14 protein-coding genes and 1 riboswitch are annotated in these 16,710 nt (G+C 58.5%); of the genes, 7 read left to right on the top strand and 7 right to left on the bottom strand.

Going from position 1 to position 16,710, the window contains the following annotated elements:
- Positions 1-111: 111 nt before the first annotated feature.
- Genes Q3H59_RS19705 through Q3H59_RS19675 form a run of 7 tightly spaced genes read right to left on the bottom strand, consistent with a single transcriptional unit; the run spans position 112 to position 7,869 of the window.
- On the bottom strand, positions 112-1,710 hold the full coding sequence (locus tag Q3H59_RS19705) for a gamma-glutamyltransferase family protein (RefSeq protein ID WP_101763821.1): 1,599 nt from the start codon (positions 1,708-1,710) through the stop codon (positions 112-114).
- Positions 1,711-1,719: 9 nt separating this feature from the next.
- Entirely contained in the window at positions 1,720-2,601 is an 882-nt protein-coding gene (locus Q3H59_RS19700; protein ID WP_101763820.1) for an ABC transporter permease, read from the bottom strand.
- Positions 2,602-2,603: 2 nt separating this feature from the next.
- Positions 2,604-3,545 (bottom strand): ABC transporter permease, encoded by a 942-nt coding sequence (locus Q3H59_RS19695; protein ID WP_137384873.1) that lies wholly within the window; start codon positions 3,543-3,545, stop codon positions 2,604-2,606.
- A gap of 17 nt (positions 3,546-3,562) precedes the next feature.
- Positions 3,563-5,080 (bottom strand): ABC transporter substrate-binding protein, encoded by a 1,518-nt coding sequence (locus Q3H59_RS19690; protein WP_309836486.1) that lies wholly within the window; start codon positions 5,078-5,080, stop codon positions 3,563-3,565.
- Between the two features lie 16 nt (positions 5,081-5,096).
- On the bottom strand, positions 5,097-6,158 hold the full coding sequence (locus tag Q3H59_RS19685) for an ABC transporter ATP-binding protein (protein ID WP_101763817.1): 1,062 nt from the start codon (positions 6,156-6,158) through the stop codon (positions 5,097-5,099).
- Positions 6,155-7,150: an ABC transporter ATP-binding protein gene (locus Q3H59_RS19680; protein ID WP_217549593.1), complete on the bottom strand. Its 996-nt coding sequence runs from the start codon at positions 7,148-7,150 to the stop codon at positions 6,155-6,157. Before Q3H59_RS19680 ends, Q3H59_RS19685 begins: the two co-directional genes overlap by 4 nt.
- A complete protein-coding gene (locus Q3H59_RS19675; RefSeq protein ID WP_192236857.1) occupies positions 7,147-7,869 on the bottom strand; it encodes a FadR/GntR family transcriptional regulator in 723 nt (240 codons plus the stop codon). The genes Q3H59_RS19680 and Q3H59_RS19675 overlap by 4 nt, the downstream gene beginning before the upstream one ends.
- A gap of 407 nt (positions 7,870-8,276) precedes the next feature.
- Positions 8,277-8,371: riboswitch (guanidine-I (ykkC/yxkD leader) on the top strand.
- Between the two features lie 62 nt (positions 8,372-8,433).
- Here Q3H59_RS19675 and Q3H59_RS19670 point away from each other — a divergent pair.
- From Q3H59_RS19670 to Q3H59_RS19640, 7 genes are all read left to right on the top strand, one after another.
- On the top strand, positions 8,434-9,492 hold the full coding sequence (locus Q3H59_RS19670; protein ID WP_309836482.1) for a putative urea ABC transporter substrate-binding protein: 1,059 nt from the start codon (positions 8,434-8,436) through the stop codon (positions 9,490-9,492).
- A 14-nt stretch (positions 9,493-9,506) separates the two neighbouring features.
- Positions 9,507-10,343: an ABC transporter permease subunit gene (locus Q3H59_RS19665; RefSeq protein ID WP_309836480.1), complete on the top strand. Its 837-nt coding sequence runs from the start codon at positions 9,507-9,509 to the stop codon at positions 10,341-10,343.
- Positions 10,344-10,353: 10 nt separating this feature from the next.
- A complete protein-coding gene (locus Q3H59_RS19660; RefSeq protein WP_309836478.1) occupies positions 10,354-11,100 on the top strand; it encodes an ABC transporter ATP-binding protein in 747 nt (248 codons plus the stop codon).
- 11 nt (positions 11,101-11,111) lie between these two features.
- Positions 11,112-11,819 (top strand): urea amidolyase associated protein UAAP1, encoded by a 708-nt coding sequence (locus tag Q3H59_RS19655; RefSeq protein WP_309836475.1) that lies wholly within the window; start codon positions 11,112-11,114, stop codon positions 11,817-11,819.
- Positions 11,819-12,454, top strand: coding sequence for an urea amidolyase associated protein UAAP2 (locus tag Q3H59_RS19650; protein WP_309836473.1), 636 nt, complete (start codon positions 11,819-11,821; stop codon positions 12,452-12,454). Before Q3H59_RS19655 ends, Q3H59_RS19650 begins: the two co-directional genes overlap by 1 nt.
- A gap of 79 nt (positions 12,455-12,533) precedes the next feature.
- Positions 12,534-16,133, top strand: coding sequence for an urea carboxylase (gene uca / locus Q3H59_RS19645; RefSeq protein ID WP_309836472.1), 3,600 nt, complete (start codon positions 12,534-12,536; stop codon positions 16,131-16,133).
- A gap of 247 nt (positions 16,134-16,380) precedes the next feature.
- The gene (locus Q3H59_RS19640) at positions 16,381-16,677 is read left to right on the top strand and encodes an HTH-type transcriptional regulator (RefSeq protein WP_008104629.1); all 297 of its coding nucleotides are present in this window, start codon (positions 16,381-16,383) and stop codon (positions 16,675-16,677) included.
- The last annotated feature ends 33 nt before the right edge of the window (positions 16,678-16,710 follow it).

Raw genomic sequence — 16,710 nt, 5'->3', positions numbered from 1 at the left:
GCGCAATTTATTGCGCGATAAATCGCGCCGCTACGGAATGTGCGGTGATTTAATAAGGTGCTTAGCTGATCGGCATTACACCCATTATGGTGACCGTTTTAACACGTTAAATCAAAACACCAGCGCCTGACCATCCTTACGGCTTTCAGTGGCGGCGATATAGAAGCCTTGCGGATCGCGCACAATCGCCTGCGCACCGCCGAAGTTATAGCCAAGCAAAGGATCTTCCAGCGTGATCTGGTGCCCCATCTCGCGCAGCTTCGCCAGCACGTTACGGTCGATGCCGGGTTCAACCACCACCGCACGTCCTTGCTCAACGCGCCAGCGCGGTGCATCAATCGCTGCCTGCGGGTTTTGCTTATGCTGCATGATGCGCAGCGCCATCTGTAAATGACCTTGCGCCTGCATCGGGCCGCCCATCACGCCAAACGACATCAGCGGCTGGCCGTCACCGTCGAGGGCAAACGCCGGAATGATGGTGTGGAACGGACGTTTGCCGCCGGCGACCACATTGGGATGCTGCGGATCGAGCGAGAAACCGCAGCCACGATTTTGCAGGCTAATGCCGGTGCCCGGCACCACTACGCCAGAACCGAAGCCCATGTAGTTTGACTGTATAAAGGACACCATCATGCCGCTGGCATCAGCGGTAGAAAGATAAACCGTGCCGCTCTGCTGCGGGGAGCCAAAGGTAAAATCTCCGGCCCGATCGGGATTAATCAACTGCGCGCGCTGTTTTAAATACTCATCACTGAGAAGCAATTCTGCCGGGAACTCGAGGTGATCGTAATCGCTGACATAGCGATCCAGATCGGCCAGCGCCAGCTTCATCGCTTCAATCGACAGATGCAGCCACGGCACCGAATCCGGTTCATAGCGACCAATATCCCACTGCTCAAGAATGCCCAACGCAATCAGGGTGGCAATGCCCTGACCGTTCGGCGGCAATTCCTGCACCGATCCGCCCGCAAACGGACGCGATAACAATTCTACCCAGTCGGCGCGATGATTTTTCAGATCATCAAGGCTCAGCGCCGCACCATGCTGCTCAGCAAACGCCACTATCTTTTCAGCCAGCTCGCCACGATAGAAGGCTTCACCGCGCGTTTCGGCGATTTTTTGCAGCGTTTCGGCTTGCGCCGGATTACGGAACAGCTCGCCGGCACGCGGCGGTCGTCCATCGGGCGCAAAGCACTCGACGAAGCCGGGCTGATCTTTCAGCTTGTGGTAGGCGCGCTGCCACAGATGACCAATCAGCGGTGAAACCGGGAAACCATCGCGCGCGTATTCGATGGCCGGTTGCGCTAGCGTGGTGAGTGGTAGCGTGCCAAAGCGTTCGGCCAGCTCCACCCACGCCGAAACCGCGCCCGGCACGGTGACCGCTTCCCAGCCAATTTCCGGCATGGCATCGCGCCCGGCAAAGCGTTCCGGGTTCCATGCGGCGGGCGAGCGGCCCGAGGCATTCAAACCGTGCAGCTGTTTGCCATCCCAGATAATCGCAAAGGCGTCACTGCCGAGTCCGTTGCCGCTAGGCTCCAGCACGGTCAACGCCATTGCACTGGCAATCGCCGCATCTACCGCATTGCCGCCCTGTTGCAACATACGCATCCCGGCCTGCGCCGCCAGCGGCTGCGAAGTGGCAACCGCGTTGCGTCCCATCATCGGTACGCGGTGTGAGGCATAGCTGACGTTAAAATCCAGTTCACTCATGATCGTTCCTTAGTGTGAGTCATCACGTGGGTCGAGCGCGTCGCGCAAACCGTCGCCCAGCAGGTTGAAGCCCTGCACGGTGAGAAAAATAGCCAGGCCGGGGAAAATCGACATCCACGGCGCCTGTTCGAGAAAGCCTTTGGCGGTATTCAGCATCGCACCCCATGAAGGCGAGGGCGGTTGCTGGCCGAGGCCAAGGAATGAGAGGCTGGCTTCGGTAATGATCGCCGAAGCAATCGCCAGCGTGGCCTGCACCAGAATTGGCGATAGCACATTGGGCAGCACGTAACGCAGGATGATCCAGCGATCGGGTAAGCCAATCGCTCGCGCGCCGTCAATGTACTCTTCGTGGCGAATGGCGATCACCTGGCCGCGCGTCAAGCGCGCGAAAATCGGCATCGCAGATAAACCGATGGCAATCATTGCATTTGATAAGCTCGGGCCGAGAAACGCTCCCAGCGCGATTGCCAGAATCAGAAACGGGCATGCCAGCAGCGCTTCGATAAAGCGCGAAATAATGCCGTCGCACCAGCCTTGCCAGTAACCGGCAATCAACCCAAGCGGCACACCAATCAGAATGGCGATCAGCACCGAAATGCAACCCGCCAGCAGCGAAGTACGCGCGCCCCACACCAGGCGAGACAAAATATCGCGCCCCAGCTCATCGGTGCCAAACCAGTGCAGCACCGTAGGTGCTTTACGCACCGCAAGGAAATTGGCTTTGATGGGATCAAACGGTGCCAGCCACGGTGCCAGCAGCGCCACGGCGACAAACAGCAGCACAATCACCGCACCAATCAGCGCACTTTTATTACGCAGGAACTTTTTCAGCACCCGACGATTCGGCTTTGCCACTGCAGGCAGTGCGCCAGCGGTTAATACCTCGCTCATGGTCAGCCTCGCATTTTCGGGTTAATGATCATATAGAGCACATCGGCCAGCAGATTGAGCAGCAAGAAGCCAATCGCCACCACCAGCACCACGCCTTGCACCACGGCGTAATCACGGTTGAATACCGCATCGACAATCATCTTGCCAAAGCCGGGCAGCGTAAAGACCTGCTCGGTCAGCACCGCGCCACCCAGCAACTCGCCAAACAGCAGCGTGGTAAGAGTAACAATCGGCATCAGCGCATTACGCAACGCATGCTTGAGCACCACTTTCTTTGCCAGCAGCCCTTTGGCGCGTGCGGTGCGAATGTAATCCGCTTTCAGCACGGCGATCATTGAAGCGCGAGTGTGGCGCATTAACGTGGCGGCCAGTCCGGTACCAAGCACCAGCGCCGGCAGCAGCAGCGTTTTCAGGTTCTGCGCCACATCCTCGCTAACCGGCACAAAACCCGATGCCGGCAGCCATTGCAGGTGTACTGAGAACAGCAGAATCAGCAAAATACCGAGCCAGAAGTGAGGCACTGAAATCCCGGAAAGCGCGACAAAGTTGGTGGTGTGATCGACCCAACTGTCTTTGCGCACCGCGGCGATGATGCCCATGCTGATGCCAATCACCAGCGCGATAATCATCGCCAGCAATGACAATTCCAGCGTGACCGGCAATTTGCTGGCGATCAGCGCCGTCACCGGCTCTTTGGTGCGCAGCGACATGCCCAAATCGCCGGTTAGCGCATTACCCATCCAGGCGAAATATTGCGCGGGAATCGGATCGTCCAGATGATATTCCGCCCGCAGCTGGGCGATAACCGCTGGATCGCGCTCTTCGCCCGCCATCGCCAGCACCGGATCGCCCGGCAGCAGCTTTTGCAGTGCGAACACCATAATGCTCACCAGCAGCAGCGTCGGAATGGCCAGCAATAGCCGTTTTACAATCAGTTCCAGCATCCTCGCTCCTTAGCGGTTTACTGCGCCAGACTTACGCCAGCCAAACGTACCAATCCGTCCGGCCAGGCTTTGAAGCCCTGCAGTTTTTTCGACATGCCAAAAATGCGTGGCTCAAAGTAGAGGTAAGCAATCGGCATATCGCTTTGCAGTTGGTTCACCACCTGGGTGTAGAGCGCCTGACGCTGTGCCTGGTCGTTGGTGAGACGCGCGGCATTCAGCCACTCATCGATCTGCGCATTGCTGTAGCGTCCGTCATTGAGCGTGCCTTTGCTGTTAATAAACGAATAGATGCTGCCGTCCGGATCCGGACGACCAGACCAACCCGACAGGCTAAGCTGATAATCCCCACGCTGCTGGCGATCCAACAGGGTGGCGAACTCACTCATTTGCAGATTGAGGTTGAAACCGGCTTCACCGACCATCGCCTGAATCACCTGGCCCATCTGCTGCGCGGTCGGGTTATTGCTGACCAGCAGCGTCAGATTCAGCGGTGTGGTAACACCCGCAGCCTTCAGCAGTGCTTTGGCTTTCTCAACATCGCGCGGTGCGATCGGTGTTTTGACGTGATACGCGCTGACCGGTGAAAACGCCTGATTGGCTGGCGTATATAAGCCTTCAAACGCCACCTGGTTCAGCGCATCACGGTCAATCGCCAGTGAGAACGCTTCACGCACCCGCGCATCTTTCAGCGGACTATTAGCATCGACTTTGCCGTTGTTGATATTGAAAGTGATGCCCTGATAACCAAGACCTGTGACTTTTGCCAGCGCCAGTTTGCTATCGGCTTCAACGGTTTTCACATCGCTGGCGGCCACGCCTTCGGTGAGATCCAAATCGCCCGCACGCAGGTTTGCGAGGCGCACTGAAGCATCCGGGATCGGCAGGAAAATCACCTTATCGAAGTGATAGGCGCCTTTATTCCAGTAATTGTCATAGCGCTTGAGCACGATGCGATCCTGCTGAACACGGCTGTCGAACTGATACGGGCCAGAGCAGACCGGATGAGCGGCGAAATCGGGCTTTTTCGCCGCTTCCGGTGCCAGCATGGCTCCGGCGCGGTCGGTCAGCTGGCTCAGCAGCGCCGCATCCGGGTTTTTCAGGTGGAACTTCACCTGCATCGGGCCGCTCACTTCCACGCTTTCAATCGAGGAGATTTCACTTTTACGCAGCGAACCCGGCAGCGTTTGCGCACGTTCGATATTGAATTTCACCGCTTGCGCATCAAATTTTTCGCCATCGTGAAAGGTCACGCCGCTGCGCAGATTCATGGTCAGCGTTTTGCCGTCCTCGCTCCACGCCCAATCGGTCGCGAGACCCGGTACCACTTTGAGGTTTTGGTCAACATCGACCAAACGATCGCACATGGCCGCAAACACAAAACGGCCGTAATAGGTGCGCGCCAGATGCGGATCGAGCATGTCGGGATCGGCGCCCAGGCCGATGCGAATCACGCTGTCAGCCTGGCTGTGGGCGCTAGCCCCGAGCAGTAACAGACCGCTGAGGGCGGTTAATAACGTATGACGAGCTTGCTTCACGGTGTATCTCCAGAGGTTAGGCTTGCTGATTCACCGCCTGCTCAAACAGGGCGCGGCGACGTAAAAAAGCGGCGGAAGGTGGCGCAAGGGTGATGACGCTGCGATCGCGATTAATCTCCTGCCAGCGGTGACAGGCAATTTGGCGGCCGCCGCTCAGCACCTGATTAATCGGTTCAAACTGGCGACATTCCGCTGTGGCATAGGGACAACGGGTATGAAAACGGCAGCCGCTAGGTGGATCTGCTGGGTTGGGCAAATCACCCTGCAGCATTGGGATGGTGCGACTGACGCCCGGCTGCATTTGTGGCGCGGAGGCAATCAACGCTTGCGTATAAGGATGGAGCGGCGCATCAAAAATCTCATCGACGCTGGCCAGTTCGACAATCTGACCGAGATACATCACCGCCACGCGATCGCTCATATGGCGGATCACCGCCAAACCGTGCGCCACGATCACCATCGTCAGGCCAAACTGCTGTTTCAGGCTCTCAAGCAGATTCACCACCTGCGCCTGCACGGACACATCCAGCGCTGAAACCGGCTCATCGCCGAGCAGTAATTTCGGCTGTGAGGCCAGCGCGCGGGCAATACCAATGCGCTGGCGCTGGCCGCCTGAAAACTCGTGCGGGTAACGTTCGGCCCAGGCCGCAGGCAAGCCAACGGTGCGCAGCAGTTCGGCGACGCGCGCGTGGCGCTGATCGCGGCTCATCTTTTCATGCAGCCACAAAGGTTCGCCAACAATCTGCTGCACCGTCATGCGCGGATTGAGCGAGGCAAACGGATCCTGAAAGATAATCTGCAATTCGCGACGCAGCTGATTGAGTCGCGCGCCGCTGGCATCGGTGATGCTTTCGCCCTGATAGAACACGTCGCCGGCGCTGGCGGCTAATAAACGCAGCAGCAAACGTCCCAGCGTCGATTTACCGGAACCGGATTCGCCGACAATCGCCAGCGTTTCGCCCGGCATCACCTGTAGCGCAACGCGATCGACCGCCGTCACGCCGCGATTGCGTGAAAACAGCCGGTTGCCCGTGGAGAAGGTTTTGCTTAAATCGCGGCACTCTAAAATCGGCTTCATGCACTTTCTCCCAGCGTGACGTGTTGCTCTAACGGGGCGCGGAAACAGGCCACATGATGATCGTTCGCCAGTGCGCGCAACGCCGGACGATGCTGGTGGCAGCGTATTTCGGCGAAGGGGCAACGCGTGGCAAAGCGGCAGCCAGCCGGCATGTTTTCCGGCAACGGCACCTGGCCGGGAATGGTGGCTAACGCCCCTTCACGCGCGCTCAGGCTGGGAATTGAGCCCATCAGGCCAATGGTGTACGGATGCTGCGGATCGTTGAAAATACGCTCCACGCTGCCGCTCTCCACCACCTGACCGGCATACATCACCGCCACGCGCTGCGCCACTTCCGCTACCACGCCGAGATCATGCGTGATCATCAATACTGCGGTGCCAGTGTCCTGTTTTAGGGTGTTCAACAGCGCCAGAATTTGCGCCTGAATGGTGACGTCGAGCGCGGTAGTGGGTTCATCGGCAATCAACAGTTTTGGCTGGTTGATCAGCGCCATGGCAATCATCACGCGCTGGCGCATGCCGCCGGAGAGCTGATGCGGATAGGCTTTCAGCCGCTGTTCAGCTGCTGGAATTTGCACTTTTTGCAGAATCGCCAGCGCCGCGTCCATTGCCTGGCGCTTACTCACTTTGCGATGGCGCATCACCGCTTCGCTCAGCTGATCGCCAAGCGTGAAGGCTGGATTAAGCGAGGTCATCGGTTCCTGAAAAATCATCGCCAATTGGTTGCCACGCAGGCTGGCGTATTCACTGCTGCTGAGTTGGCGCAGATCGCGGCCATCAAACAGCATGTCGCCCTGCAAGATTTGCGCACTGTCAGGCTGCAAACCCATTAACGTGAGTGAGGTGATGCTTTTGCCGCAGCCCGATTCACCGACCAGCGCCAGCGTTTCTCCCGCCTGTAGCTCCAGAGAAATATCATCCAGTACCGTGACAGGCGAGCCGCGAAACTGCACGCGCAGATTGCGTAGCGATAAAACGGGATGTGCGGTCATGGCGCTTCCTCCTGGCGGGAATAGAGCGTTTCCATCAGCGCCTGTTGCAGCGCAAGCAGATGCTCACGCATCGCCGCTGCCGCTTCATGGGGCTGGCGCTGGGCGATGTGCATCACCAGCCGCTGATGATGGGTGTCATAGTTATCCAGGCGTGCCGGGGTGCGCGCCTGTACCCGCAGATGCTGCCAGCCGGGATCGCGGCGCACCGCATCGACGGCATCAAACAGCCCGAGCATCAAACGATTGCCCGCCGCTTCGGCGATGGCGCGATGGAAGGCGCTGTCCCACAGTTCATGCTGATCGCCATCTTCAGGCGGCGTGATGGCGTGCATGCGCTCCAGCAGGCGTTTCATTAAGGCGATTTGTTCTTTGGTGGCGCGCAGGGCGGCAAGACGTGCCAGCCCCGGCTCCAGCTGTAAACGCGCTTCCATCACTTCAAGCAGATTCGATTGCTGTGGCAGATCCTGTAGCACCAGCGGCTGCACTGGCGCGGAGGGCCCAACAAAGGTGCCTTTGCCCTGTTTACGCCAGATGCGGCCCTCTTCTTCCAGCACATCTAATGCCCGGCGAATTTCACGACGACCGATGCCAAACCGCTCGGCTAACTCACGTTCGGTGGGCAGCGCGCGATCGGGCGTGTGCTCCTGCTGCTGAATCAGCTGGCGCAGTTGCTCAAGTGCGGTGCTGGAGTTGCGGCTGGTTTCTGGCGTGTCATTCATGATTGGTTCGCCTGTTTATGCATCAGAAAAAGATCGGTAATCGCCGCGTATCCAGCACTTTTCCTGATGAAAGGTGAATTAGGCAGCTTTATTAGCCTAGGCAAGAAGTGAACCAATATTTAATTGGTTCGGATTAGCGTGTCATCAATGTGTGATAACCACATGATCGCAAAGTAAAAGTTTTTTCAGTGCCGGTTGAGAATTGCGAGAAGCGTCAACGTCCTCACCGGCATACTGCTTCACGGTGGTGCGCGCGCGCTGCTTATCTGTGCAATGCCAGCAGTGCGGCGACGCACGGTGGGTGAATAACCGATGGTTTTCAGCGGGATATAACCTTGGCATCTATTTTGTATGTGTTAACGCAGATGCAGGAGCGATAGCGGGCAACCGAGGTCGCCAGACAATTTGCAATGGGTCACTAGGGTTCCGGTCGAAAGATGCTGGTCCGAGAGTGACCGACCGTCCTCTGACGGTTACACGGCGGGAAAAAAGCCCGGGAGGAAAGCGAGAACGTTGCTCGCCGCCTCCTGCTTTTTTTCGTCCGTTAACGCCAGAGGAACCATCATGATCAAAGCCTGCCTTCGCCTGCTGTTGCTTTGCACCATCACGCTGTTCAGCGTCAACACGCTGGCCTCCGACAAACCCTCCTTTAAGATTTGCTGGTCGATCTACGCGGGCTGGATGCCGTGGGATTACGCGCAGCAGAGCGGCATCGTCAAAAAATGGGCCGACAAATACGGCATCGATATCCAGTTTGTGCAGGTTAACGACTATATCGAGTCGGTGAATCAATACACCGCTGGGGGTTTTGCTGGTTGCACCATGACCAACATGGATGCACTGACCATTCCGGCCACCGGCGGCGTGGATAGCACGGCGCTGATCGTTGGCGATTACTCCAACGGTAACGACGGCATTCTGCTGAAAGGCGCGGGCAACCTTTCAGCGCTGAAAGGCAAGCCAATCAATCTGGTCGAACTCTCGGTTTCGCATTACCTGCTGGCGCGGGCGCTGGAGAAATCCGGCATGAGCGAGAAAGACGTCAAAGTGGTGAACACCGCCGATGCCGATTTGGTGGCGGCGTTCGGCACCGCCGACGTCAACGCTATCGTTACCTGGAATCCGCTGCTCGCCGAAGCGGAGAAGCAGCCGAACAGCCATCTGATTTTCTCTTCCGCGCAAATTCCTGGCGAAATCCTCGATCTGCTGGTGGTCAACAGCGCCACGTTGCAGAAGTATCCGCAGCTCGGCAAAGCGCTGACCGGCGCATGGTATGAAACGTTGAAAACCATGTCCGGCCCAACCGACAGCGCTAAAGCGGCACGTACACAAATGGCGCAGGCTTCCGGCACCGATCTGGCGGGTTTTGACCAGCAGCTGGCCGCCACGCATCTGTTTAGCGATGCCAAAACCACCCTCGATTTCGTCCAAAGCCCACAGCTCAAAGCCACCATGCAGATGGTCGCCGAGTTCTCGTTCAAGCACGGTTTGCTGGGCGAGGGCGCGCCGAGCGCCGATGTGGTGGGCGTGGTAACGCCTGCGGGCAATTGGGGCGATGCGGGTAACCTCAAACTGCGCTTCACCGATGAGTACACCAAAATGGCCGCCGCCGGGCAGCTGTAAGCGAGGCGATGCCGATGCGTAAGTTGATCAACTACCAACCGCTGCCGCTGGGGCGCTTGCTGCTGGGCATTCTGCCGCTGCTGGCGCTGCTGCTGGTGTATCTGTTCGCGTCGGAGGCGCGTCTCAGTCTGAATGCGGCAGACAAGCTGTTGCCGGGCTTTAACGCCATGGGCGACGCCATCAGCCGCATGGCATTTCAGCCCAGCCCGCGCACTGGCGAATATCTGTTGTGGAGCGATACCGCCGCCAGTCTGCTGCGTTTGCTGTGTGGTGTGGCGATCAGCGCGCTATTGGCGCTGGCGCTGGGTCTGTTCACCGGCGCGCTGCCGGTGGTGCGTGCGGTGCTGGCGCCGCTGGTGACGCTGTTTGCGTTGGTGCCGCCGCTGGCGATTCTGCCGATTCTGTTTATCTGTTTTGGTCTCGGCGAAGTATCGAAAGTGGTGCTGATTGTCATCGGCATTACGCCGCTGATTGTCATCGGCATTACGCCGCTGATTGCCCGCGATTTGCAGCTGCAGGTGCAGAAGATCCCACGCGAGCAGCTGGTGAAAGCGCAGACGCTCGGCGCGCACAGCGCACAGATTTTATGGCGCGTGATCCTGCCGCAGCTGATGCCGCGCCTGTTGGATGCGGTACGGCTGTCGCTGGCGTCGGCGTGGCTATTTCTGATTGCCGCCGAAGCCATCGCCGCCACGGAAGGCCTGGGGTATCGCATCTTCCTGATGCGGCGTTATCTGGCAATGGATGTGATTCTGCCCTACGTGGCGTGGATCGCGCTGCTGGCCTTCCTGCTCGACCTGTTGCTGCGGCTGATTAGCCGTCGCTGCTGGCCGTGGTATCACGCGAAATAAGGGGCGAGCGATGTCATTACTGCAACTGAAAAACCTTGAGAAACATTACGGTCAGCAAGTGGTGCTGGAGCGCCTCAATATCGAGGTTGAAGAGGGCGAGTTTGTGGCGATTGTCGGTGCATCCGGCTGCGGCAAAACCACCTTCCTGAATATGCTGCTCGGCACTGAAGCGCCCAGCAAAGGCCAGCTGTTACTGGATGGCGAACCTATCCCCGACGAACCGGATGCGCATCGCGGCGTGGTGTTTCAGCGTTATTCCGTGTTTCCGCATCTGACGGTGCTGGGCAACGTGATGCTGGGCGGCGAGTTCAGCAGTGCGCGTTGGCTGGGCCGCGTGTGGGGAAAGAAACGCCAGGCGATTCGCCAGCGCGCGCAGGCCATGCTGGCGCAGGTCGGGCTTGAACAGGCACAGAATAAATATCCGCATCAGCTGTCGGGCGGCATGCAGCAGCGTCTGGCGCTGGCGCAGGCGTTGATGAAGCAGCCGCGCATTTTGCTGCTCGATGAACCCTTCGGCGCACTCGATCCCGGCATCCGTAGCGAGATGCACCAGCTGATCACCCGTTTGTGGCAGCAGCATAACCTGACCATTTTCATGATCACCCACGATTTGAAAGAGGGATTTAGCCTTGCATCGCGTCTGCTGGTGTTCGACAAGCTGCGCCACGATCCGCACGCGCCTGAAGCCTGGGGCGCGACCATCACTTACGATCTGCCGCTGGATCGCGCACAGCCATCCGAACCGCAGGTCGCCTAAAGGAGAAAACCATGAAGCCTTATCAAACCTTGTTGCCGAGCGGCGCACACTGGTCGCTGATGATGCGCAGCGGCAGTGCGCTGACCCTCACCGATGTCGAAGGTGGCGCCAACGTCGGCCTGCTGTTTTACAACCCGGAAAACCTGCTGGAGCGCTATAACGCGCCCGACACCCTGAAGTGCCAGCACACTTTCCGCCTCACCGCCGGTCATTGTCTCTATTCAGATATGGGACGTATTTTCTGCGGCATCGAACACGACAGCTTCGGCTGGCACGAAAGCGTGTGCGGCACGCTGAATGCCGCACAAACCGCCGCGCGTTTTGGTGCCAGCACCTATCAGCAGGCGCGCAATCTGCGCCATCAAAATGGCTACGACAGTTTTCTCGTCGAGCTGGCTAAAAATGGGCTCGGCCAGCGCGATATGGCGTCCTGCCTCAATCTGTTTGCGCAGGTGCGCGCCGACGACAGTGGCACTTTGCAGCTGGAACGTCAGGGCGCGGCGGGTGCCAGCGTGCGTTTACGTTTCGCGATGGACACGCTGGTGCTGCTGCACACTTGCCCGCATCCGCTCAGCGCATCGCAGGATTATCCGCGCCAGCCGGTGCAGATCGAACTGGATGCGCAACACGCGCCGCTGCCGGCGATGTGTCTCGAGCGCGACGAGAATCAGCGCGGTCTGCGCAATAACGCGCTGTATCAACTGCAAGGAGAAATGTGATGATCATTGAAAGTCAGCGCAATCCAGTCGAAGCGCGCTTCCAGCAGCAAATTGATGCCGGTGATTACTGGCTGCAGCGCATCGAGGCGGGCCAAACGCTACGCATCACCGATCTTGAAGGCAATCAAGCCGCCGATACGCTGTTTTTCAATGCTGAGGACACCGCCGAACGCTACAGCATGAGCGACACGCTGCGCGGGCAGAACAATGTGTTTCTGACGGCCGGCAGCGTGCTGCGCTCGAACTTTGATCGCCCAATGCTGACCATCACTGCCGATACCTGCGGCCGTCACGACACGCTCGGCGGCGCTTGTTCGTGCGAGAGCAACACGGTGCGCTATGACCTGGAGAAGCGCCATATGCATTCGTGCCGCGATAGCTGGATGCTGGCGGTGGCGGAACAGCCGGAGTTTGGCCTGACGCGCCGCGACATCACCCACAACATCAACTTTTTCATGAACGTGCCGGTGACGCAGGATGGCGGATTGACCTTTGCCGACGGCATTTCTGCGCCGGGCAAATATGTCGAGATGCTGGTGCACATCAACGTGCTGGTGCTGATCTCCAATTGCCCGCAGCTCAACAATCCCTGCAACGGTTACAACCCAACGCCGATTTTAGTCAGCGTGTGGTGATTCTCTGACGCAACGGGACGACCCGTTTTCTGCCGTCAATGCTACGCAGGACGACCTGCCGCAACGAGAGTATTCAGTCATGATTGATCGCGTATTAATTGCCAACCGTGGCGCGATTGCCGTGCGCATTATTCGAACCCTGCAAGCCATGAATATCCGGGCGATTGCCGTATACGCCGAAGCCGACCGTCATGCGCGCCATGTGCGTCTGGCGGATGAAGCCTGGTCGCTCGGTGAAGGTCAGGTGCGAGACACTTATCTCAATCAGGATAAACTGCTGGCGATAGCCGCGCAGAGTGGCGCGCAGGCGCTGCATCCCGGCTACGGTTTTCTCAGTGAAAATCCGGAGTTTGTCACGCGCTGCGAAGCGGCGGGCGTGCATTTTCTTGGGCCGCGCGCCGAGCAGATGGCAGCCTTTGGCCTGAAACACAGCGCGCGTGCGCTGGCTGAACAGAATAATGTGCCGCTGCTGCCGGGCAGCGGCTTACTGGCTTCGCTGGCCGAGGCGCAGCAGATGGCGGCGCAGATTGGCTATCCGGTCATGTTGAAAAGCACCGCGGGCGGCGGCGGCATTGGCATGCAGCGCTGCGACGATGCCGAACAGCTCGACGCGGCATTTACCCGCGTGAAGCGCCTGGCGGGCAACAACTTCGCCGACGATGGCGTGTTTTTAGAGAAGTTTATTGCGCGTGCGCGCCATATCGAAGTGCAGATTTTTGGCGACGGCGCAGGTGAAGTCATCGCGCTTGGCGAGCGTGATTGCTCGGCCCAGCGCCGCAATCAAAAGGTACTGGAAGAGACGCCCGCACCGGGCTTGAGCGCTGCGGTGCGCGCGCAGTTGCAGGCCACCGCCGTAAGGCTGGCGCGGGCGGTGAACTATCGCAGCGCGGGCACGGTGGAATATGTTTATGACGATGCCAGCCAGCAGTTCTGGTTCCTCGAAGTGAACACGCGCTTGCAGGTGGAACATGGCGTCACCGAAATGGTGTATGGCGTTGATCTGGTGCGCTGGATGGTAGAACTGGCGCAGCAAAGATTGCCGCCGCTGGCCGATTTGCAGCCGGTGGTGCAAGGTCACGCCATTCAGGTACGGCTTTACGCCGAAGATCCGGCTAAGCAGTTCCAGCCCAGCGCGGGATTGCTCAGCCATGTGCAGTTCCCGACTACGATTGAGGGCGCTACGCTGCGCATCGACAGCAGCGTTGAGAGCGGCATGGAGGTTTCGCCATTTTACGATCCGATGCTGGCGAAACTTATTGTACATGCCGCAGACCGTGCCAGCGCGCTAGGCAGCATGGCGCAGGCGCTATCCGCCACCGAACTGTACGGCATCGAAACCAATTTGCTATGGCTGCGCCAGCTGTGCACGCTGCCGGACGTGCAGCAGGGACGCATCATCACCGCCACGCTCGGCACCCTGCAGTGGCAGCCGCCAACGCTGGATATTCTCAGCGGCGGCACCTTAACCACAGTGCAAGATGCGCCGGGCCGCATCGGTTATTGGCATGTTGGCGTGCCGCCTTCCGGTCCGTTCGACAGCCGCGCGTTCCAGCTGGGTAATCGCCTGTTAGACAATGATGCGCAGGCCGCCGGGCTGGAGATCACCTTGCGTGGCCCGACGCTGCGCTTCAACCAGGCCTGCAGTTTTGTCCTGACCGGCGCGCCGATTGCCGCGCAGCTTGATCAACAAACGATACCGATGCATCAGCGGCTGACGGCGCAGGCCGGGCAAACGCTGACGCTCGGCGAAGTACGAGACGGCAGCCGCAGCTATTTGCTGCTGGCCGGTGGCCTCGATACGCCGCGCTATCTGGGTAGCCGCAGCACTTTCACTCTCGGCAAATTTGGTGGTCATGCCGGACGCGCGCTGCGCGCCGGTGATGTACTGCATCTCGCCGCGCCGCAGGTGCTGACAGCGGCCAGCTTGCCGGATAATTTGCTGCCGTCACTGAACGGCAGCTGGCAGCTGCGGGTGATTTACGGTCCGCATGGCGCGCCAACCTTCTTCACCGATGATGACATCGCGGAATTTTTTGCCGCTGAGTGGCAAGTGCACTACAACTCCAGCCGCACCGGCATTCGCCTGATCGGCCCCAAACCGACCTGGGCACGCAGCGATGGCGGCGAAGCGGGCATGCATCCCTCGAACATCCACGACAATGCGTACGCCTTCGGCGCGGTGGATTTTACCGGCGATATGCCGGTGATCCTCGGCCCGGATGGCCCATCGCTGGGAGGATTTGTTTGTCCGGCAACGGTGATTGAAGCCGATCTGTGGAAGCTGGGGCAGCTGAAAGCTGGCGATCGCGTCCAGTTCCAGCCGATCGAACTTGCCACCGCCGATCAACTGGCGCAGGCGCAGCGTGACGAGATCATCAAACTGCAATCTCAACCGATTACAGTGAACGCGGCGCTACCCTTAATTGATCCGGTTCTGCACCATCATGCGGCAACGGAGCAACGTCCTTCGCTCTGTATTCGGGCGGCGGGCGACCGTTTTTTGCTGGTGGAATATGGCGATTTGCAACTGGATATCGCGTTGCGTTTTCGCGTGCATGCGCTGATGCAATGGCTGGAAGCGCATCCGCTGCCGGGGCAACTGGAATTGACGCCTGGCATCCGCTCGCTACAAATTCATTATGACGAACAAATGTGTGGCAGAAGTGAGCGAGTGGCGCAAATATTGCACGCTGATTTAGCATTGGGTAGCCTGGCCGATGCGGCCGTGCCTGCGCGCACCGTCTGGCTGCCACTTAGCTGGGATGATGCGGCCTGTCGTGAAGCGATTGTGCGCTACGACCAATCCGTCAGACCGAATGCGCCGTGGTGCCCAAGCAATATTGAATTTATTCGCCGCATCAATGGGCTGGATAGCATTGAGTCGGTAAAAGAGATCGTATTTAGCGCCTCTTATTTGGTAATGGGATTGGGCGATGTCTATCTCGGTGCGCCGGTGGCTACGCCACTCGATCCGCGCCATCGCCTGGTGACCACCAAATACAATCCGGCGCGCACCTGGACGGCGGAAAATTCAGTCGGTATCGGTGGCGCTTATATGTGCGTGTACGGCATGGAAGGGCCGGGCGGCTATCAGTTTGTTGGACGCACTATGCAGATGTGGAACCGCGATCGCCCTACAGCTGCGTTTACCCAGCCCTGGTTACTGCGCTTCTTCGATCAAATACGCTTTTATCCGGTAGATGCCGACGAGTTGCTGCAGATTCGTGAGCGTTTCCCGTGGGGCGATTATCCGCTACGCGTGGAACAGGGTGAATTCCGCCTCGCCGAGTATCAGGCGATGCTGACGCAGCACGCGCAGGAGATTGATGCCTTCCAGCAGCAGCGCCAGCAGGCGTTTGATGAGGAGTTAGCGTGCTGGCGAGCGGAAGGGCAGTTTACCTTCGATAGCCAGCTGCAAGCGCAGAGCAGCGAAGAGAGTGTGGTGCCAGCCGGTTGTCATCCCGTTGAAAGCCAGGTGGCGGGCAGCGTGTGGCAATGGTTGGTGGAGGAAGGCAGTCAAATCAGTGCGGGGGCCACGGTCGGCATTCTCGAATCAATGAAGATGGAAATCCCGATCGTCGCGCCCGTCAGTGGAAAAATCCATAGTCTGACGCGGCAGTCTGGGCAGCAAGTGCAGGCAGGTCAATTGCTTATGGTGATCGACCCAAAAGTGGCATAAGAAAGAATAAAAAATAATCAGGAATCTGGCAGCAAAGTCGGGGATATGTCCCATACTTAGAAACCCGAACTATTGTTGCATTGCCCTGACATCTTTTGCAGTGCTCAACAGGCTGTGTCCCGCATCGGTTTGATAATAACTATGCGAAACCGCTTCGGGATACAGCCTGATCGTCCGGTTTCAGCGCCTGGTGGCGCTTACCTCTCTACTTTCACGTGCTTCATAGTGAGTTTTTAAGGAGTTCTCTATGGAATTAAAAGATCCCATGGTCGAGTTGCTCAGCAGCCTTGAGCAGATTGTTTTGACACGTGACGCGAAGCCATCCGTATCAGAAATTTCAATCAATCAGACTACAGTTCCCGAGCCGCAGCGTTTGCGCGAGATGACCGGCATGCAGGTTGACGAATTTGCCCGTGTGATGGGTGTCAGCGTTTCGTCAGTGAAAAGCTGGGAGGCGCAACGTACACGTCCTTCCGCTACGGCGCGTAAATTGATGAAGTTGTTGCAGGCCAACCCTTATTTAGGGCGCCAGCTGCTGGAGTAATCCCTTTTTGGGGATGATCCAACCCGCCTTGAT

Source organism: Pantoea sp. SORGH_AS_0659, from assembly GCF_031453915.1.
GTDB classification, from domain to species: domain Bacteria; phylum Pseudomonadota; class Gammaproteobacteria; order Enterobacterales; family Enterobacteriaceae; genus Pantoea; species Pantoea leporis.
Note: the sequence above shows the minus strand (reverse complement) of the source record. Positions and strands in the feature narration are given on the sequence as shown.